An 18,278-nucleotide genomic window follows, 5' to 3' on the forward strand; every position below is an offset into this window, starting at 1 on the left:
CCAACAAAACGCCGGAGCGGCCACCGCTCCGGCGTTTTTATTTTTTCGTAGCCCGCATGGAGCGAAGCGGAATGCGGGGACTGTCCCGGATTGCGCTTCGCTCCATCCGGGCTACGGGCTCGCAACGACGGAGGAAAAATTATCCCCCCACCGCGCCCTGCGTGTTCACATACAACGCGTAGATCGACTGGCTCGCCGCCATGAACAGGCGGTTGCGCCTGACGCCGCCGAAGCAGAGGTTGGCGCAACGTTCGGGCAGTGCGATGCGGCCGATCATGACGCCGTCGGGGGCGAACACCACCACGCCGTCGAGCTCGGGATCGCCCATGCCCCAGCCGCACCAGAGATTGCCGTCGATGTCGCAGCGCATGCCGTCCGGCGTGCCCGGGCCTGCGTCGATGAAGACGCGCTTGTTCGAGATCGTGGTGCCATCCGCCGAGACGTCATAGGCGAGGATCTTGCGGTTCGGCACGCCGCGCGATTCCACCACATAAAGAATTTTCTCGTCCGGCGAGAAGCACAGCCCGTTCGGACCCAGCACGCCTTCGGCGACGATGGTCGCATTACCGGTTGTGGGATCGAGCCGGTAGACATTCGGATCAATGTCCGGCTCGGCCTTGTAGCCCTCGTAATTGCCTAGCAGGCCGAAGGTTGGATCGGTGAACCAGACCGCGCCGTCGGACTTCACCACGACGTCGTTCGGCGAGTTGAGTTTATTGCCGCCGAACGAGTCCATCAGCACGGTGATGCTGCCGTCATATTCGGTGCGGGTCACGCGGCGCCCACCATGCTCGCAGGTGACGAGCCGACCCTGGCGATCCCTGGTGTTGCCGTTGGCGAAATTGGAGGGCTTGCGGAACACCGAGACTGCGCCGGTCTCCTCTTCCCATTTGACGATGCGCTGGTTCGGAATGTCGCTGCACAGGAGATAGCGACCATCGCCGAACCACACCGGACCCTCGGCCCAGCGCAGGCCGGTCGTCAGCCGCTCCACCGCCGAGAGTTTTAGCCAGTATTTTTCGAAGCGGGGATCGAGTGCCTTTATCGCCGGATCGGGATAGTAGCTCGCCGGCCGCCAGCCTGGCCGCTCCTGGGGATGGGACGATGCCTCATTCATGTCGGTTCTCTCGTTTCGTTCCCTCTGGACAATCCTGCTATCATTAGAGACATGTGACCGCAAATTGGTTGCCAAAGGCGAGGAAAGACATGCCGCGTATCTTGATGACGGGAGCTTCGGGCGGGATCGGAACGCGCCTGCGGAAACTGCTGCCGCCGATCTATCCGGACCTGCTGCTCTCTGATATCCGCCCGCCGAAGGACCTCGGCGCGAACGAGGAATTCAAGGCGGCGGATCTCTCTGACCTGGCGCAGTGCGAGGCGATCTGCGAGGGCGTCGACGGCATCATCCATTTCGGCGGCTATTCGGTCGAAGGTCCCTGGAACGACATCCTCCAGGCCAACATCATCGGCGGCTACAATCTGTTCGAGGCAGCGTATCGCAAGGGCGTCAAGCGCGTGGTGTTCGCCTCCTCGAACCATGCCGTCGGATTCTATCCGCGCCACCACAAGATCGGCACCGATGTGACCCCGCGCCCCGACGGCCGCTATGGCGTCAGCAAGGTGTTCGGCGAAGCGGTCGGCGCGCTCTATGCCGACAAGCATGGCCTGAAGGTGACTTGCCTTCGCATTGGCAATTTCGGCGACGTGCCGCTGGACCTTCGCCGGATCTCGATCTGGCTGAAGCCGGAAGATCTGGTGCAGCTCTGCCAGATCGGGCTCGAGCATCCCGACATTCATTTCGAGATCTTCTACGGCGTGTCCCTGAACGAGCGTGCCTGGTGGGACAACCACCGCGCCTACGAGTTCGGCTACCGTCCGACGGGGCGCTCCGAGGACCACGTGGCGCATGCGATGGCAGAGCAGGCCAAGCTGAAGCCCGATCCGATCGGCGATCACTATCAGGGCGGCGCGTTCTGCAGCAACGAGTTCGACGGCGACACAAGCCGCATCATCGATTGGAATAAGCGGTAGGAGCGCATTCGCAAATCTAGGGCGTCGGAAACGACGCCCTAGACAACGCGTTTGCCGGCCTGGGCCGCGATGGGCCGCTGCACAAAGTACATCAGGATCAGGGAAATCACCGCCGTCGTCACGACGACGTATCCCAGCCGGTCGAAGTGCCGGAGCGTACCGTCGGGATCCTGCGCGATCAGCGCGGCGGCGAGCACGGAGCCGAGCCCGCCGGAGAGCTGCTGCAGCGACGCGCCGACCGCGCTGAAGGAGCCGCGTTGCGCCGGCTCGGGGATTGCGGAAATCAGCGCCTGCGATGGGATCATGCGGGAGAAGATGCCGACGAACATCAGGACGTTGACCAGGATCGCGACCGTCAGGCTCACCTCGCCGAGATGGGTGTAGATCAGCACCATGACGATGGACATCGCGCTGCCGAAGACGAAGGTCGGGTATTTGCCGAAGGCATCGCTCGCGCGTCCCACCAGCGGGCCGATGACAATGCTGAACAGCCCGGAGACGAGATAGATCGTCGGCAGATGCACGATGTCGATGCCGAGATTGTGCACGGTGTAGGCGCTGCCGAACGGCATCAGCATGTAGCCGCCGGTCGCCAGCAGGGTCGTCACCGAGAACGCCATCCAATAACGCGGCTGAGAGACCGTTGCGATCAGATGCCGGAACGGGTTTCGATCCTGCTTCAGCCCGAGATGGCCGTTCACCGGCTTCATCAGGAGCATCACGGCGATCATCCCGATCACCGACAGGCCGACCAGCGCGCCGAACGCGACGTGCCAGTTCCACTGGTTGGCGAGGAAAAGGCCGGCTGGGATGCCCAGCACCTGGCTTGCAGCGAAGGCGGTTTGCACGAAACCCATGACGCGGCCGCGCAATTGCAGCGTGAACAGATCGGTGACGATGGCGAGCACGACCGAGCCGATCACGCCGCCGAACAGGCCGGTCACGATCCGCCCCAGCAGCAACAGATGATAGTTGGGCGCGATCGCGCACAGCGCCGTGCCGAGGGTGAAGCCGGCGTAGAAGAACAACAGCAGCCGTTTGCGGTCGAACCGGTCGGCGAAGCCGGCCGCCAGGATGCCGGAAATTCCCGCGCTGAACGCATAGGCCGAGACCGCCACGCCGAACTGAGCGGCCGAAATATCGAGCGCCGGCATCATGATGGCGCCGAGCGGCGACATGATCATGAAATCGATGATGATCGTGAACTGGACCAGCGCCAGCAGCGCAACGAGGATCGTCTGGTAGCGCGTAAAGCCGCGGGATCGCTCCTGCGGCTCGACGATCGGCTCGGTCAGGGTTTGTTCGGTCATGGCATTTCATTCGGGAGGGAATACGGGGAAGAACGTGCGATTCGCGGCTGGACGCCGGTCCTATCTATTTCCGACGGCGCGCTATTTCGATAGGTTGACAAACGGTTTTGATGTCCATCACGACGCGGTGGCCCCCGGTTCATTGAGGACGAGCGCATGCGGGGGCCGAGCTTTGGCTTGGCCGCCCTGCCCATTGATCCAGGTCAACCTTGCCTTCGGCATTTGGTTCTCGATCTGCGCGATCGCATTTCGGCAGCCGGTGCCGCGATCACGGTTCGATTGCGGCGGCGAGAGTCAGAACAATGAAAATCAAATTGCCAGCCGTCGTACTGCTCGCGCTGATCATGTCGGCCCCGGCGCGAGCCGCGATGCTCAGCGACGCCGAGGCGACGTTTCTCGACCAGCTCGTCACCGCGTCCGCGGTGCTCGAACAACGATGCGTCGGCTACGAGGTCAATGGTGCCGGCAGTGTCCAGCTCGGCGCCCGACTTCTCGGCAGCACGGATGCCGCGATGGCGATGATCGACGCCTATGCGGCAGCCATCAAGGCCCGCGACGGCGAAAACTACGATGCCGGTAAATTCCGCATCGAGGTGTCCGACGCGGCCGCCAAAACGTTCAGGCGCATCCGAGCGCAGTTGATCAACGACCCGAAAGCGGCCTGCGCCGACTATGGTGATACCAGCGTGGAGCGCGGCCTGCTAAGACGGTACTGAACCTGCGACTTGGCTTGCCATGGCCTGACGGGCGCACGCGCTAGCGCTCGGCCTCACCCGCAATCCGCGCCAGATAATCCTTCTTGCTGAACTGCATATGATCGACGCAGAGCTGGGCCAGCGCCCAGCTGTCGCGGCCTTTCAACAGCTCGATCATCAGCTCGTGCTGGCGCCGTGATTGCGCCAGGCCGTCTCGGTCGGCGAGATTCTTGGCGCGCATCGGCAGCGTCAGGTTCATGTAGTCCTGCAGCGAGCGCACCAGATACGGATTTCCGCAGGCCGAGAACAGCGCGAGGTGGAAGGCGTCATTGGCTTCATGGATGCCACGCAGGTCCTGCAAATCCGCTCGCGCGCAATATTGCCGCTGCAATGCGGAGAGCTCGTCGATCAGGCCTTGCTGTGCGGGCAGGGGGATCATCAGCGCCGCCTGCCGGGTCAGCATCTCCCGGACCTCGTAGATCTGCCGGACCTCTTCGGCCGAATAGAACCGCACGGTGGCGCCGACATTCTTCTCACGGCGGACGATGCCGCGGCGCTCGGCATCCACCAGCGCCTGGCGCACGAAGTGCCGCGAGGTGCCGTAAGCCGACATCAGCGCGTCCTCGGTCAGGCGCGCGCCGGGCGCGAGGCGGCCGAAGATGATGTCCTCTTCGAGCCGCGCGACGATGTCGTCCGGATCGTCGCGCCGGACCATCGTGGCATCTGCGGTGTGAGTGTCGGACATGCCCTCGGCCTCCCGGCGCTCGGCCGGTCCGTCCTGTGGAGCAGGGAAGGCTTGGATTGTCAATAATCTGGTCATCACCGGGGCGTCGACGGCCAAAATAGCAGGTTTGACGTCTGCCTTATTGACAATCAAGGGGCAGGCTGTACGACAATGACCCGGTAATGGGAGCGGTATGATGACGAGTGGGTTGCGCAAAGGGCTGACAAGCTATGGCGATGCCGGCTTCTCGCTGTTCCTGCGCAAGGCGTTCATCAAGGCCATGGGCTATTCCGACGACGCGCTGGAGCGCCCGATCGTCGGCATCACCAACACCTATAGCGACTACAATCCCTGCCACGGCAACGTCCCGCAGATCATCGAGGCCGCCAAGCGCGGCGTGATGCTGTCGGGCGCGATGCCGTTCGTGTTCCCGACTATCTCGATCGCCGAGAGCTTTGCGCATCCGACCTCGATGTATCTGCGCAATCTGATGGCGATGGACACCGAGGAGATGATCCGCGCCCAGCCGATGGATTCGGTGATCGTCATCGGCGGCTGCGACAAGACACTGCCGGCGCAGGTGATGGCCGCAATCAGCGCCGATCTGCCGACGGTGGTCATTCCCGTTGGCCCCATGGTGGTTGGTCATCACAAGGGCGAGGTGCTGGGCGCTTGCACCGATTGCCGCCGTCTCTGGGGCAAGTATCGCGCCGGCGAAATGGATGACATTGAGATCGAGGCGGTCAACGGCCGTCTCGCGCCGTCGGTTGGCACCTGCATGGTGATGGGCACGGCCTCCACCATGGCCTGCATGATCGAGGCCATGGGTCTGTCGCTGCCGATGAGCGCGACGATCCCCGCGCCGCATGCGGAGCGCTTTCGGCTTGCCGAGGCGAGCGGCAGGGTGGCCGCCGAGATGGCCAAGACCAAGGGTCCGAAGCCGAGCGAGGTGCTGACGCCTGCATCTTTTAGGAATGCCCAAGTCGTGCTCCAGGCGATCGGCGGCTCGACCAACGGCCTGATTCATTTGACCGCGATGGCACATCGCTCGCCGCACCGGCTCGACCTCGGCGTGTTCGACCAGATCGGCCGCGAGGTGCCGGTGCTGATCGATCTCAAGCCGTCCGGCGAGCATTACATGGAGCATTTCCATCACGCCGGCGGCGTGCCGAAACTGCTGGCGCAGCTTGGTGACCTCGTCGATCTCGACGCGAAGACCATCACGGGCGAGAGCCTGCGCGATGTCGCCGCCAACGCGGAACACGTACCCGGCCAGGACGTGATCCGCGCGCGCGACAATCCGATCAAGAAGGAAGGCGGCCTCGCCGTCCTGCACGGTAACCTCGCCCCGCGCGGCGCGGTGATCAAGCAGTCAGCTGCAAGCCCAAAACTGTTGCAGCACACCGGACGTGCCGTGGTGTTCGAATCCGTCGAGGATATGACGCTGCGGGTTGACGATCCCGATCTCGACGTCACCGCCGATGATGTGCTGGTGCTGCGCAATGCCGGGCCCAAGGGCGCGCCCGGCATGCCCGAGGCGGGCTATCTGCCGATCCCGAAGAAGCTCGCGCGTGGCGGCACCAAGGACATGGTGCGCATTTCCGACGCGCGCATGAGCGGCACCGCGTTCGGCACCATCGTGCTGCACATCACGCCGGAATCCGCCGTCGGCGGGCCGCTGGCGCTGGTGAAGAACGGCGACATGATCCGGCTCGACGTCGCCAAGCGCAGCATCGAGCTGCTGGTCGATGCGGCCGAGCTGGAACGGCGCCATGCCTTATTGAACCCGGCAGCCGCTCCCGACGAGGCGCGGCGCGGCTATGCCTGGCTGTTCAACGAGACCATCATGCAGGCCGACGAGGGCTGCGATTTCGATTTTATGCAGAGAACTGGGAAGAAGACGGGATAAGGGGTGACCAACCACCCGAACGAACGCTTAGACCGCTAAAGCGGCGAGCGATAAAACAGGGGGAAACGATGATTGCACGATCCATGCTTGGGCTGGTGGCAACGGCCGCTGTTCTCTTCGTAACGAGCGCGTCGGCACAGGAGGTGAAGCATTATCGCTTTGCCTACGACCAGCCGCGCAATACCGGCTACTCCATCGCGGGCGACCTCTTTGCCGAAAAGCTCAAGGAATTGAGCAAAGGCACCATGATCATCGACCAGTATCCGGGCGCGCAGCTCGGGCAGGAGCCGCAGGTGCTCCAGCTCGTGAAAGCGGGCGACGTCGAATTTGCGATCATCTCCTCGGCGAACACCGCGACGATCTCGCCGCAAGCGGGCGTGATGTCGTTGCACTTCCTCTTCCGCGACGAGAACCACGTGGTCAAGGGTCTGGCCGATCCAAAAGTGTTCGCAGCGCTCAAGACCATGATCGACGAGACCACGCAGGGCCTGCATGTGATCGCGACCGGTTCGCAGGGCGTGCGCCACATGTACTCCAAGAAGGAGATCCATAACGTCGGTGACATCAAGGGCCTGAAGATCCGGGTGCAGGCGACCGCGACCGAGGACACCATGTTCCCGGCCTACGGCGCCCAAACCGTGCACATGCCGTTCGGGAGCGTCTACACGAGCTTGCAGACCGGCGTCGTCGACGTCGCCGAGAACAGCATCAACGTCTACCTCGTTAACAAGCACTACGAGGTCGCGCCGGTCCTGAACATCACCGAGCACGAAGCCAACAACGCGCTGGTGTTCATCTCCGACAAGCTCTGGCAGAGCCTGTCGGCGGAGCAGAAGGGCTGGGTGCAGGCGGCGGGGAACGAGGTCAGCTCCAAGGAGCCGCAGAAGGCCTTCGACCTCGAACGCACCGCGGCGGAGAAGCTCAAGAAGATGGGCGTGAAGATCGTCGACAACGTCGACAAGAAGAGCTTCACGGCGGTCGCCGATCCCTATCTCGACAAGCTCGCCAAGGAGCTCGGCCCGCACGCCGAGAAGATCAAGGATTTGATCCGCTCGATCAATTGACGTGATGCCGAAAGACGGTGCGCTCCCTCTCCCGCCTGCGGGAGAGGGTAGGGGAGAGGGTGTCTCCGCGGAGAGACTCCCGATGAGGAGAGAGCCCTCACCCGGCGCTTCGCGCCGACCTCTCCCGCAAGCGGGAGAGGTTCAGAAAACCCGCAGCCGGGAGCAACAATGCCCATCGCCGAAAAACTGCTGGTGCAACGCCAACGCCACCTCAAATGGCGCGGGCTCGACTGGCTCGAGCTCGCGCTGATGATCCTCTGCGGCGTGCTCTGCTTCGGCTTCTCGCTGTCGGTGACCGCCGACATCGTCACCCGCACCATCGGCCATCCCTGGCTCTGGCTCCAGGAAGTGACCTCGACATTGTTCATCTACGCCATCTTCGTCGGCACAGCGGCTGCGACGCGGCGCAACGACCACCTCTATCTCACCGCGATCTCCGAGGCGATGCACGCCACGCCGCGTCTGATCGTCGAGATCATCATCCGGATCGTGGTGCTTGGCGTCGCCTTCTGCTTGATCGTGTACGGCTATCAGAACTATCTTCGCGGCTTCGGCAGTTTTCGCCTGCCGTCGGGCACGCCGATCGCCTCGCTCTACGCGATCATTCCGCTGTCGGGCGTGCTGATCGGCCTGTTCACCATCGAACAGCTCGTCAACGGCGTGCGCAACGGCTTTGACCACCCCGAGCCGCCCGAAGAGGATGACGGGGCGCCTGTCATCACCGACGCGCAGATGAGGGCGCAGCCGTGAGCGCACCCATCGTTCTGGCGTTGATGACGGTCTGCTTCCTGTCCTTCGGCTATCTCGGCGTGCCCGTGCCGTTCTCGCTGATGGCCGGCGTCTTCATCGGCGCGCTGCTGTCGGACGTCTCGCTCGCCGCGATCATCCAGAAGATCTTCGACGGCGTCGATTCCGAGGCGCTGCTGGCGATCCCGTTTTTCCTGCTGGTCGGCGAGCTCATGAACTCGGCCAATGTGGTGGTCCGGATAGCCAACCTCTCTGTGTCACTGGTCGGGCATATCAGGGGCGGACTGTCCCAGGTCGTGGTCGTCTTCAGCATGTTCTTCTCGGAAATGTCGGGCTCGACCACCGCCGACGTCGCCGTGATGAGCCGCGCGCTGGGCGGCCCGATGAAGCGCGAGGGCTACGAGCCCGCCTTCATCGCCGCGATCATCGCATCCGCATCGACGATTGCGGCGCTGGTGCCGCCGAGTATCACCGCGGTGGTCTATGGCGCCGTCGGCAACGTCTCGATCGCCGGCCTGTTCATGGCAGGCGTCGTGCCGGGCCTGATGATCGGCTTCGGGTTGATGATCTATTGCTATTTCTTCGGCCCGTCCGGCCTGCGCAAGCCGCGCGCGCCGCTGCGGCAGGTGGTGTTCGCGGCCGGCGATGCGGCGCTACCGCTGATGATCCCATTGATCCTGTTAGGAGGCATTCTGACCGGCTGGTTCACGCCGACGGAAGCCGGCGTCGTTGCGGTGGTCTGGATTGTCGCGGTCGTGATCCCCGCGCTCAACCGCGGCCATATCAGGAAGATTCCGTACGATTTCTGCCTTGCGGGCCTGATCTTCTCGCTGCCGCTGATCACGATCGGCGCCGCCAATGCGTTCGGCTGGATGCTCGCCTATTTGCGCGGTGCAAGCTACATCGCCGAAGTCATCACCTCGATCGCCGGCAACGATCCGCATTTGATCATGCTGCTGATGGTGCTGCTGTTCACGATCGTCGGCGATTTCATCGAGCCGGTGCCGACCATCATCATCTTCATGCCGCTGGTCAACACGCTGACGGAAGCCGGCGACATCAACGCCGTTCACATGGGCGTGGTGCTTATCGCGACGCTCGCCTTCGGCCTGATCACGCCGCCGTATGGCCTAGTGCTGCTGATGGCGTCGAAATTCGTCGGCGTCAGTTTCGCAAAGGCGCTACGCGCCGCGTTGCCGATCTATCTGGTGTTCCTCGGGACGATCGCGTTTGCGATCTATTTCCCGAGCGTGGTGCTGTGGCTGCCGCGGCAAGTGCTGCCGGAATCGGTCGGCTGCTTCAAGTCGCCGGCGGGGACTGGATACATCTGTCCCAAGTAAGCCTGCTTGAGTGAACGCTACTTGCTCTTGCTGGTGAATTTCTTCACAGCGGTTCGAAACTCCTCCGTGTTCATTGCCATGATGATTTTGTGCTCCTCGGCGTCGAGCTGCTGCTTCACCGGCGTCGTGGCGGCCTGGTAGACCAGCGATTTGGTGCCGGCAATCGCGGCGATCGGGTTCTGCGCCAGCCGCTCGGCGAGAGTTCGCGTTGCCGCCTTCAGCTCGGCGGCGGGAACGACCTTCGCAACCAGGCCCCATTCATGGGCCTGCTGCGCGGTAAAATTATCCTCAGCCAGGAAAATCTGCAGCGCGCGGCGGGAGCCGACCGTGTTGACGATGCCGACCGTAGATCCGCCATCCGGCGACACCCCGATCTTGGCATAAGCCGGCGTGAATTTGGCATCCTCCGCGGCGATGCAGAGATCGGTGACGAAGGCGAGGCCCATGCCGGCGCCGGCCGCCGAGCCGTGCACGCTCGACAGCGAGACCTTCGGCATGCGCCGGATGATCTCGATGAAGGCATGATAGTGCTTCAATAGCTCGCCGACGACAGGCGTCACCGTATTGGCCTCGGCCGCGGCACCGATCGTCTGCAGATCGCCGCCGGCCGAGAAGGCGCGGCCTTCGCCCTCAATCACCAAAACCTTGATGCCATCCTCGCCCTCGATGTAAGCCGCAAGCTGTTCGAGTTTTTGTGCAATCGCCAGATTGATCGAATTGAACGCGGCGGGCCGGTTGAGCGTGATGGTCGCGATCGGGCCATCGATCCGCAACAAGGCGGGATCGTCGGGCTGAGAGATGGGAGCTGGCATCTTGGAATCCCCGGCATGAGATCGTTCGTGCGACTAAATCGCAGAAGGCAAGGGGTGACAATCCCCGCCGGCCGCCCTTGCGCAAGCCGGAACGATAGGTTCAAATGGGCCTGCCTTCGTCAGGGACGGACACGAGCGCCGGCTCCTCCTGGGCAAGCAAGCCAAAATCAGCGAGAGAGGAGACGACATGGGTGACGCTCGTGTCTTGCGGAAATGGGCTGTCCAATGACCGATGGCCCGGTGATCATTGTCGGTGCCGGCCATGGCGGCTACCAGGTCGCGGCATCCCTGCGCCAGGCGGGCTTTTCCGCTGCGATCTGCCTGATCAACGACGAGGCGCATCTGCCCTATCAGCGGCCGCCGCTGTCCAAGGCCTATATCAAGGGCGTGGCCGGGCCGGAGAGCCTGACGTTCCGGCCGGAGAAATTCTACCAGGACCAGACCATCGAGCTGGTCGCGGGCCGCGCCGTGTCGATCGACCGCGCGGGGCGCAAGGTGCTGCTCGCCTCGGGCGAAACGCTGCCCTACGGCCACCTCGTGCTGGCGACCGGCGCCCGCAACCGGCTGCTCGATCTGCCCAATGCCAACCTTCCGGACGTGAAATATCTGCGCATCCTCGACGACAGCGAGGCGCTGCGGCAGATCATGCCGTCGAAGACGCGGATCGTGGTGATCGGCGCGGGCTTTATCGGCCTCGAATTCGCGGCCACCGCGCGGATCAAGGGGCTAGAGGTCGACGTGCTCGAACTCGCCCCGCGCGTAATGGCGCGCGCGGTGACGGCGGAGGTCTCGGAGTATTTTCAGGCGCGGCATCGCGAGGCCGGCATCCGCATTCACCTCGGCGTGCAGGCAACGTCCATCGAGGCGGAGGACGGCAAGGTCACCGGCGTCTCCTTGAGTGACGGAAGGCATTTGCCGGCGGATCTCGTTGTGGTCGGCGTCGGCGTGCTGCCGAACATCGAGCTTGCGGCGGAGGCGGGGCTGCCGGTCGCGGCCGGTATCATTGTCGACGAATATCTCGCGACGGCCGATCCCGATATCTCGGCGATCGGCGATTGCGCGCTGTTCAAGAGCCCGCGCTTCGGCGGATCGCAGCGGCTGGAATCGGTGCAGAATGCCACTGATCACGCGCGCTGCCTCGCGGCGCGGCTGACTGGCGACCGGAAGGCCTATGACAGCCATCCCTGGTTCTGGAGCGACCAGGGCGAGGACAAGCTCCAGATCGCGGGCCTCACCACCGGCTACGACCGCGTCGTGCTGCGCGGCGATCCCGCCAGGAAGGCGTTCTCGGCGTTCTGCTACAAGGGCGATAGCCTGCTCGGCATCGAATCCATCAACCGCGCCGGCGACCACATGTTCGGCCGCCGCCTGTTCGGCCTGGATCGCTCGATCACCCCGGAGCAGGCCGCCGATGAAAGCTTTGACCTGAAGGGCGCGCTGGGGTGAGTCTCTTCTCCCTCGCCCCGCTTGCGGGGAGAGGGTCGGGGTGAGGGGGACTCTCCACGGGGACGGCGACAGTTGGACTCGCGGAGACTCCCCCTCACCCGGATTGCTTTGCAATCCGACCTCTCCCCGCAAGCGGGGCGAGGTGAAGAAAGCGCGCGGCCTACATCACCGCGCCGACTTCCGCGGCCGTCGGCATCGACGGCCCGGCGCCCATGCGCTGCACGGAGATCGAGGCGGCGGCATTGGCGAAGGCGAGTGCCGCGCGCAAGTCGACGCCGTCGGCGAGTTGCGCCGCGAGCGCTCCCACAAAACAATCGCCTGCGCCTGTGGTGTCGATCGCCTTCACCACGCGGCCTTGCACCGAAATCTCCTCGCGTCCCGCGAGCGCCAGCACGCCGCGCTTGCCGAGGGTCACGCAGATGGTCTGATCCTCCCGCGCCTGAAGTTTTCGCGCGACGTCGAGGATCCGCGCGGCCTCGTTACTGTCGAACAACTCCACGCCGGCGAGGAGGCCGAGCTCGGTCTCGTTCAGCACGAGAATGTCGATGAGCGCGAGCAATTCGCTCGACATGGTTTGTGCCGGAGCTGGATTGAGCAGCGTCGTAGCGCCGGCGTCGCGAGCCCGCCGGAAGAACGCGGCGATCGTCGGCAGCGGGATCTCGAATTGGCTGACCGCGACATCGCCCTTCGCCAGCGGGACGGCCGCGACGTCATCGACACTGACGAGCGCATTGCTGCCGGGAATGACGACGATGGTGTTGTCGGCCTCCGCCACCGTGATGATGGCGGTGCCGGTGTGCGCCTCGGTGGTCTCATCGACAAAATCGAGATCGATGCCTTGCGCACCCAGGAACGTCCTCAGCTCACCGCCGAATGAATCCTTGCCGAGCCGCCCGATCAACGTGGTCCGCGCGCCAAGCCGCGATGCCGCGACCGCCTGGTTGGCGCCCTTGCCACCCGGAAAATACAGCACCTGCTTGCCGGCGACGGTCTCGCCGACCTTCGGATGGCGATCGGCTGTCGCCACCACATCCATGTTGATGCTGCCGGCGACGAAGACGCGCCCCATAAGAAACCTCAGATGAGAGACCTCGGCGAACGCTAGACCCTGACCTCGAACTCGTGCCTGACCTTGGCGATGTCGACAAGCGTCGGCAGGCCGGCTTCGTTGCCGAGACGCTGGATCTTGAAGGTCGAGGCTGCCCGGGCAAAATCGAAATGCTCGCGCCAGCTTTTGCCGGGATGGGCGAGATAAGAATAGACATAGGCGCCGTGAAAGACGTCGCCGGCGCCGTTGGTGTCGATCACGCGCTCGCGCGGAATCGGCATCGCCGGCATCACCTGCACCGTTCCAGTCTCGTCGTACCAGAGCAGGCCCTTCTCGCCCATGGTGATGCCGCCGATCTTGCAGCCGCGGCTCTTGAGATAGTCCAGCATCTTCTCCGGCGTCAGGTCCATCTGCTCGCACAGGCGCTCGGCGACGATCGCGACGTCGATGAATTCCAATAGCTCATGCGTGTTGGTGCGAAGGCCGCCACCGTCGAGCGAGGTCAGAATGCCGGCCTCGCGGCAGACTTTTGCGTAGTGGATCGCGGCATCGGGCTGATGGCCGTCGACATGCAGCGCGCGGCAGCCGCCGAGATTGAGCATCGGGAACGGATGGATGTGGTCGTCGTCGCGGCAGCGGACGATGGCGCGCTTGCCGTCCTTTGGCATGATGAAGGACAGCGAGGACTGGTTGACCTTCCGCCCATGCAGCGAGATCGCGTATTTCGCGCACATGTCCATGAACATGCGGCCGAGCCAGTCATTGGCCGCGGTCGCGATCAGATCGGGCACGATGCCGAGCTTGGCGCAGCAGAACGCCGCGGTCACCGCATTGCCGCCGAAGGAAACCGCGTAGTCGGAGGCCACGTGCTTCTCGTCGCCGGTCGGCATGTGGTCGGTGATGAAGACGACGTCGATATAGGTCTGTCCGATGAAGAGAGCCTGCATTGCTTGTCCGTGATGCGCTTTGTGGTCCCGGCCGGCGCGCTTACTGTAACACCGGTTCCGCCGCGGGACCGCTGAAATTATTCGCAAAACCGCCGCCCGGAGTGCTTGAGGTCGGCATGCGGCCGGAATACGACCATCACCGGACAATGCCAAGCCCGGACAAACGCCGTCTCTCGGTCCACGGTTCCGGGCCGTTCAACAGGGGGTAGCATGATCACCGGCCTCGATCACGTCGTCGCACTGGTCAGGGATATCGGTGCGGCCAGGGCGGCCTATCAGACGCTGCTCGGGCGCGCGCCGGCCTGGCAGAATTCGGGCGAGGGCGCAGATCGGGTGCTGTTCACTCTCGCCAACATGACGATCGAATTGATGGCGCCGAACGGCTTCAGCGTGACCGCCGACCGCATGCGCGCGTTGCTCGGCGACCAGGAAGGCGTGCTCGCCAGCCTGTGCTTTCGTGTCGCGGACATGAGCAAAATGCACCGGCGGCTGGAGCGGGTGGCGCTCAAGCCGGATCCGGTTGCCGAGGTCGAAAGCAGCGACGCGGAGAGCGGCGCGGTCCTGCACTGGAAGCGGACGCGCGCCGCCACGGAGCTCACGCGCGGCGTGCGCATGTTTTTCCTCGAACTGGCTGATGAGCGTCCGCTTTCGCCGGCGACCGATATCGGGCCGATCGATGCACTCGACCACGTCGTGATCACCACGGAGGACTCCGATCGTGCCGCCGCGCTGTATGGCGCGCGGCTCGGGCTCGATCTGGCGCTCGACCGCTCCCACCAGGATTGGGGCCAGCTGATGTTCTTCCGCTGCGGCGATCTCGTCGTCGAGCTGGTGCGCCGCCCTGTTGCGGGCGGCGATCCCCTGCATGACCGCCTCTGGGGCCTGAGCTGGCGGGTGACCGACATCGACGCCACGCGCGCCCGCCTGATCGCCGCCGGCCTCGACGTCAGCGAAGTGCGCAACGGCCGCAAGCCGGGCACGCGGGTGATGACGGTCAGGACCGGCACCTGCGGCATCCAGACGGTCCTGCTGGAGCGCTCGCCGAAGCCGGTGGATTGATCTCCGCTCTCTTCGTGTCCCGGACGCGCTGCAGCGCGCAGCGCTGCTGCGCAGAGCCGGGACCCAGAAGGCGGCGACCTCTCATTGATATGGGCCCCGGCTCTGCAGCGCACCGCTGAAGAAGCGCTGCGCTGCGTCCGGGGCACGAGATCGTTCTCAAACCGCCGCGCGCGTGTTACATGCGTCTTGAAGCATCCAGCGAGCACCCGGTTTGGCGAAAGCAGCGGCAAAGCGAACTCTGAAATGGCAGCGCGATCCCGAGGGGATGCGGCTGCGCATTCTCGAAGCCGCCAAGCAGGAATTCTCGGCGCACGGGCTCGCCGGTGCGCGCGTCGACCGCATCGCGGCCAACGCCGGCGCCAACAAGCGGATGCTGTATTATCACGTCGGCAACAAGGACGAGCTCTATCTCGCGGTGCTCGAAGGCGCCTACGACAAGATCCGCAGCGAGGAGCGCGGGCTCGATCTCGAGCATCTCGATCCGCCCGAGGCGATCCGCCGCCTGATCGAGTTCACCTGGAATTATTTCCTGCGCAATCCTGAATTCCTGTCGCTGCTCCAGACCGAAAATCTCGCCCGTGCAAAGCACCTGAAGCGCTCGACCAAGGTCAAGTCGATGCACTCGCCCTTCGTCGAAATGATCGGCACCGTGGTGCGGCGCGGTGTGTCCGGCGGCGACTTCAAGGTCGCGGTCGATCCTGTCCAGCTCTACATCTCGATCGCGGGGCTGTGCTTCTTCTATCTCTCGAACTCGGCGACGCTCAGCGTGATCTTCGGTCGCGATCTGCTGGCCAAGGACGCCAAGGACGAGCGGCTAGACCACATGGTCGGCCTCGTGCTGGCAGCGCTGACCGGACAGTCGGCCGCACTGTTAGCTATGACCAAGACGCCGAAATCGCGCGCCGCTGTGGTGCAGACGGTTTAGCGCGACTTCGTCGTATCGCTGCTTGCGATAATGGAAATTGTGGAGTCGGACTGCACCCCCAACGTCGTCCTGGCGAAGGCCAGGACCCATACCGCGTGATCCATCGATCGCGCGTGGTGCCAATCCCGAACGACCAGCCTTCGCCAAACTTCACCCTGTGGTTATGGGTCCTGGCCTTCGCCAGGACGACACCGAATGTTTGGAGGGACGGCACGTTCCGCCGCGATCCCCCGCCCAAACCTTGCGGAACCCCCGCCCAAAACGTCGCAGGAAAACCGCTGGACAGTATTTACCCAACGGGTTAATTTCTCGCCCAACGAACAAGACGACCGGGAGTGAGACGTGGCTGAGCTGAAGCCGCAGAGTGCGGTGTCCAAGATGCTGAATGCGGCCTGGATCCGGCCGTTTTTGTTCCTGGTGTTCATCGTCGTGGCCTGGGATCTCGCGATCCGGCTGTTCAAGATTCCCGCCTATCAGATCCCGTCGCCGGGCGATGTCATTGCGGTGCTGCGCACCGATTGGCCGGAACTGCTGCGCCAGTCCTGGCCGACGACTTATGCGACCGTCTGCGGCTTCGCGCTCTCGGCGCTGTTCGGTATCCCCATCGCGATGCTGATCGCGGGATCCAAGACCGTGGAGAGCTACGTCTATCCCCTGCTGGTGTTTTCTCAGTCCGTGCCGAAGATCGCGATCGCGCCGCTGTTCGTGGTGTGGTTCGGCTTCGGCATCATTCCCAAAGTCATTTCCGCGTTCCTGCTCGGCTTCTTCCCCGTGGTGGTCTCCGCCGTGCAGGGCTTCAAATCGGTCGATCCAGATATGGTCGATCTCGCCCGCGCCATGCAGGGCAGCCGCTTCCAGGTGTTTTGCGCGGTGAACCTGCCGCATGCGCTACCGGCGATCTTCTCCGGCCTCAAAGTGTCGGTGACGCTGGCCGTGGTCGGCGCCGTCGTCGGCGAGTTCGTCGGCTCCAATTCCGGCATCGGCTATGTGATGCAGCGCTCGATCGGCACCTTCGACCTGCCGACGATGTTCGCAGCGCTCGTGATCCTCGCGCTGCTCGGCGTCATCCTGTTCTGGATCGTGGACCGGATCGAGAAGCTGGTCATTCCCTGGCATGTCAGCCAGCGCGAGGACGTGATTTTCGCCTCTTGACGACAACCAAAGCAACGAACGGCCGCCAACGGCCGACGCAAACAACGACAAGGGAGAGTGACGATGAAGCGATGGATAGGAGCTGTCTCGGCGGCGCTGATGGTGTTCGCGGCCATGCCGGCGCAAGCGGCCGACAAGGTCGTGCTGATGCTGAACTGGTACGTCTATGGCGAGCACGCACCGTTCTATTACGGCAAGGCCAAGGGCATCTACGCCGCCGAAGGCATCGACCTCGAGATCCAGGAAGGCCGCGGCTCGGCCGCGACCACGCAGGCGGTGGCCGCCAAGACCGCCGATTTCGGCTATGTCGACGTGCCCACCATGATGCGCGCCGCGATCAAGGGTGCGCCAGTGGTTGCGACCGGCGTGCTGCTCCAGACCAGCCCGATGTCCGCGATGGGCTTCGTCGACAAGAACATCAGGAAGCCCGAGGATATCAAGGGCAAGACGGTCGCGATCACGCCGGCCGATTCCATGACCCAGATCTGGCCGCTGTTCCTGAAGAAGACCGGCCTCAAGGAAAGCGACTTCCAGACGGTGGCGGGCGATGGCCAGACCAAGCTCAACGCCGTCATCAACGGCCAGGCCGATCTCTTGCTCGGCTACGTCATGGACCAGTCGATGAAGATCAAGGACGCCACCGGCAAGGACGTCTATCCGATCAAGTTCGCCGACTACGGCATCAACATGGTCTCGTCGGGCATCATCGCCAACACTGATTATGTGAAGGCCAATGCCGACCTCGTCCGCCGCTTCATGTCGGCGACGACCAAGGCGGTCGAAGCCGCCGAGAAGGAGCCGAAGGCCGCGGCGCAATCGATCCTCGATGCCAACCCCAAGGGCGGCAAGATCGACACGCTGACGCAGGGCTTTGAGCTGACCATTCCGCTGTACCGGACGCCTGAGACCAAGAGCAAGCGCCCGTTCCAGGTCGCCGACCAGAACATGACGGATTCGGTCAATCTGATGGTCGAATATGGCGGGCTCGATGCCAAGGCCAAGGAGAACCCGAAGGCGTTCTACACCAACGACTATCTGCCGAAGAGCGGTTCGTGAAACCTGCGACGAA

Annotated in this window: 17 protein-coding genes; 11 read left to right on the forward strand and 6 right to left on the reverse strand. The window is 63.8% G+C overall.

What is annotated here, in order from left to right; genetic code table 11:
* Nucleotides 1-139 precede the first annotated feature (139 nt).
* Nucleotides 140-1,117 carry an SMP-30/gluconolactonase/LRE family protein gene (locus tag ABIB90_RS29115; RefSeq protein ID WP_354201817.1) on the reverse strand — a complete coding sequence of 326 codons (978 nt, stop codon included), beginning with the start codon at nucleotides 1,115-1,117 and terminating at the stop codon, nucleotides 140-142.
* Between the two features lie 89 nt (nucleotides 1,118-1,206).
* Between ABIB90_RS29115 and ABIB90_RS29120 the strand changes: the two genes are divergently transcribed.
* Nucleotides 1,207-2,031, forward strand: a complete 825-nt coding sequence (locus ABIB90_RS29120) for an NAD-dependent epimerase/dehydratase family protein (RefSeq protein WP_354201818.1) — start codon at nucleotides 1,207-1,209, stop codon at nucleotides 2,029-2,031.
* A 38-nt stretch (nucleotides 2,032-2,069) separates the two neighbouring features.
* On the opposite strand, the gene ABIB90_RS29125 is transcribed toward ABIB90_RS29120, so the two are convergent.
* A complete protein-coding gene (locus ABIB90_RS29125) occupies nucleotides 2,070-3,341 on the reverse strand; it encodes an MFS transporter (RefSeq protein WP_354163119.1) in 1,272 nt (423 codons plus the stop codon).
* A gap of 302 nt (nucleotides 3,342-3,643) precedes the next feature.
* Here ABIB90_RS29125 and ABIB90_RS29130 point away from each other — a divergent pair, with 302 nt between their 5' ends.
* A complete protein-coding gene (locus tag ABIB90_RS29130) occupies nucleotides 3,644-4,057 on the forward strand; it encodes a hypothetical protein (RefSeq protein ID WP_007593923.1) in 414 nt (137 codons plus the stop codon).
* 40 nt (nucleotides 4,058-4,097) lie between these two features.
* Here the strand turns inward: ABIB90_RS29130 and ABIB90_RS29135 are convergent, their stop codons facing one another.
* Entirely contained in the window at nucleotides 4,098-4,781 is a 684-nt protein-coding gene (locus tag ABIB90_RS29135) for a GntR family transcriptional regulator (RefSeq protein WP_354127743.1), read from the reverse strand.
* Nucleotides 4,782-4,956: 175 nt separating this feature from the next.
* On the opposite strand from ABIB90_RS29135, the gene ABIB90_RS29140 reads away from it, so the two are divergent.
* From ABIB90_RS29140 to ABIB90_RS29155, 4 genes are all read left to right on the forward strand, one after another.
* The gene (locus tag ABIB90_RS29140) at nucleotides 4,957-6,669 is read left to right on the forward strand and encodes an IlvD/Edd family dehydratase (protein WP_354201819.1); all 1,713 of its coding nucleotides are present in this window, start codon (nucleotides 4,957-4,959) and stop codon (nucleotides 6,667-6,669) included.
* Between the two features lie 68 nt (nucleotides 6,670-6,737).
* The gene (locus ABIB90_RS29145) at nucleotides 6,738-7,733 is read left to right on the forward strand and encodes a TRAP transporter substrate-binding protein (protein WP_354201820.1); all 996 of its coding nucleotides are present in this window, start codon (nucleotides 6,738-6,740) and stop codon (nucleotides 7,731-7,733) included.
* A gap of 168 nt (nucleotides 7,734-7,901) precedes the next feature.
* A complete protein-coding gene (locus ABIB90_RS29150) occupies nucleotides 7,902-8,483 on the forward strand; it encodes a TRAP transporter small permease (RefSeq protein WP_354201821.1) in 582 nt (193 codons plus the stop codon).
* A complete protein-coding gene (locus ABIB90_RS29155; RefSeq protein ID WP_354201822.1) occupies nucleotides 8,480-9,820 on the forward strand; it encodes a TRAP transporter large permease in 1,341 nt (446 codons plus the stop codon). Before ABIB90_RS29150 ends, ABIB90_RS29155 begins: the two co-directional genes overlap by 4 nt.
* A gap of 17 nt (nucleotides 9,821-9,837) precedes the next feature.
* Here ABIB90_RS29155 and ABIB90_RS29160 read toward each other — a convergent pair whose 3' ends face one another.
* Nucleotides 9,838-10,632, reverse strand: a complete 795-nt coding sequence (locus tag ABIB90_RS29160) for an enoyl-CoA hydratase/isomerase family protein (protein ID WP_354201823.1) — start codon at nucleotides 10,630-10,632, stop codon at nucleotides 9,838-9,840.
* Nucleotides 10,633-10,857: 225 nt separating this feature from the next.
* Between ABIB90_RS29160 and ABIB90_RS29165 the strand changes: the two genes are divergently transcribed.
* Complete coding sequence (locus tag ABIB90_RS29165; protein WP_354163103.1) at nucleotides 10,858-12,078, forward strand: NAD(P)/FAD-dependent oxidoreductase; 1,221 nt, start codon at nucleotides 10,858-10,860, stop codon at nucleotides 12,076-12,078.
* A gap of 160 nt (nucleotides 12,079-12,238) precedes the next feature.
* Here ABIB90_RS29165 and rbsK read toward each other — a convergent pair whose 3' ends face one another.
* Together rbsK and ABIB90_RS29175 are read right to left on the reverse strand one after the other, a co-directional pair.
* Nucleotides 12,239-13,147 carry a ribokinase gene (rbsK, locus tag ABIB90_RS29170; RefSeq protein WP_354201824.1) on the reverse strand — a complete coding sequence of 303 codons (909 nt, stop codon included), beginning with the start codon at nucleotides 13,145-13,147 and terminating at the stop codon, nucleotides 12,239-12,241.
* Nucleotides 13,148-13,179: 32 nt separating this feature from the next.
* The gene (locus ABIB90_RS29175; protein WP_007593904.1) at nucleotides 13,180-14,073 is read right to left on the reverse strand and encodes a sugar kinase; all 894 of its coding nucleotides are present in this window, start codon (nucleotides 14,071-14,073) and stop codon (nucleotides 13,180-13,182) included.
* A gap of 210 nt (nucleotides 14,074-14,283) precedes the next feature.
* Here ABIB90_RS29175 and ABIB90_RS29180 point away from each other — a divergent pair, with 210 nt between their 5' ends.
* The 4 genes from ABIB90_RS29180 (at nucleotide 14,284) to ABIB90_RS29195 (ending at nucleotide 18,265) form a co-directional block, all read left to right on the forward strand.
* Nucleotides 14,284-15,132 (forward strand): VOC family protein, encoded by an 849-nt coding sequence (locus ABIB90_RS29180; protein WP_354163096.1) that lies wholly within the window; start codon nucleotides 14,284-14,286, stop codon nucleotides 15,130-15,132.
* A gap of 265 nt (nucleotides 15,133-15,397) precedes the next feature.
* Nucleotides 15,398-16,057 (forward strand): TetR/AcrR family transcriptional regulator, encoded by a 660-nt coding sequence (locus tag ABIB90_RS29185; protein ID WP_007593902.1) that lies wholly within the window; start codon nucleotides 15,398-15,400, stop codon nucleotides 16,055-16,057.
* Between the two features lie 342 nt (nucleotides 16,058-16,399).
* A complete protein-coding gene (locus ABIB90_RS29190; protein ID WP_007593901.1) occupies nucleotides 16,400-17,209 on the forward strand; it encodes an ABC transporter permease in 810 nt (269 codons plus the stop codon).
* 63 nt (nucleotides 17,210-17,272) lie between these two features.
* On the forward strand, nucleotides 17,273-18,265 hold the full coding sequence (locus ABIB90_RS29195; protein WP_354163092.1) for an ABC transporter substrate-binding protein: 993 nt from the start codon (nucleotides 17,273-17,275) through the stop codon (nucleotides 18,263-18,265).
* Nucleotides 18,266-18,278 lie beyond the last annotated feature (13 nt).

The sequence above is a fragment of the Bradyrhizobium sp. JR4.1 genome, assembly GCF_040548605.1.
Classification (GTDB): domain Bacteria; phylum Pseudomonadota; class Alphaproteobacteria; order Rhizobiales; family Xanthobacteraceae; genus Bradyrhizobium; species Bradyrhizobium canariense.

Bases quoted from the DNA above. Each gene is read 5' to 3' on its own strand.
- ABIB90_RS29115 (WP_354201817.1), bottom strand. From the start codon at position 1,117: ATGAATGAGGCATCGTCCCATCCCCAGGAGCGGCCAGGCTGGCGGCCG.
- ABIB90_RS29120 (WP_354201818.1), top strand. From the start codon at position 1,207: ATGCCGCGTATCTTGATGACGGGAGCTTCGGGCGGGATCGGAACGCGC.
- ABIB90_RS29125 (WP_354163119.1), bottom strand. From the start codon at position 3,341: ATGACCGAACAAACCCTGACCGAGCCGATCGTCGAGCCGCAGGAGCGA.
- ABIB90_RS29130 (WP_007593923.1), top strand. From the start codon at position 3,644: ATGAAAATCAAATTGCCAGCCGTCGTACTGCTCGCGCTGATCATGTCG.
- ABIB90_RS29135 (WP_354127743.1), bottom strand. From the start codon at position 4,781: ATGTCCGACACTCACACCGCAGATGCCACGATGGTCCGGCGCGACGAT.
- ABIB90_RS29140 (WP_354201819.1), top strand. From the start codon at position 4,957: ATGACGAGTGGGTTGCGCAAAGGGCTGACAAGCTATGGCGATGCCGGC.
- ABIB90_RS29145 (WP_354201820.1), top strand. From the start codon at position 6,738: ATGATTGCACGATCCATGCTTGGGCTGGTGGCAACGGCCGCTGTTCTC.
- ABIB90_RS29150 (WP_354201821.1), top strand. From the start codon at position 7,902: ATGCCCATCGCCGAAAAACTGCTGGTGCAACGCCAACGCCACCTCAAA.
- ABIB90_RS29160 (WP_354201823.1), bottom strand. From the start codon at position 10,632: ATGCCAGCTCCCATCTCTCAGCCCGACGATCCCGCCTTGTTGCGGATC.
- ABIB90_RS29165 (WP_354163103.1), top strand. From the start codon at position 10,858: ATGACCGATGGCCCGGTGATCATTGTCGGTGCCGGCCATGGCGGCTAC.
- rbsK (WP_354201824.1), bottom strand. From the start codon at position 13,147: ATGGGGCGCGTCTTCGTCGCCGGCAGCATCAACATGGATGTGGTGGCG.
- ABIB90_RS29175 (WP_007593904.1), bottom strand. From the start codon at position 14,073: ATGCAGGCTCTCTTCATCGGACAGACCTATATCGACGTCGTCTTCATC.
- ABIB90_RS29180 (WP_354163096.1), top strand. From the start codon at position 14,284: ATGATCACCGGCCTCGATCACGTCGTCGCACTGGTCAGGGATATCGGT.
- ABIB90_RS29185 (WP_007593902.1), top strand. From the start codon at position 15,398: ATGCGGCTGCGCATTCTCGAAGCCGCCAAGCAGGAATTCTCGGCGCAC.
- ABIB90_RS29195 (WP_354163092.1), top strand. From the start codon at position 17,273: ATGAAGCGATGGATAGGAGCTGTCTCGGCGGCGCTGATGGTGTTCGCG.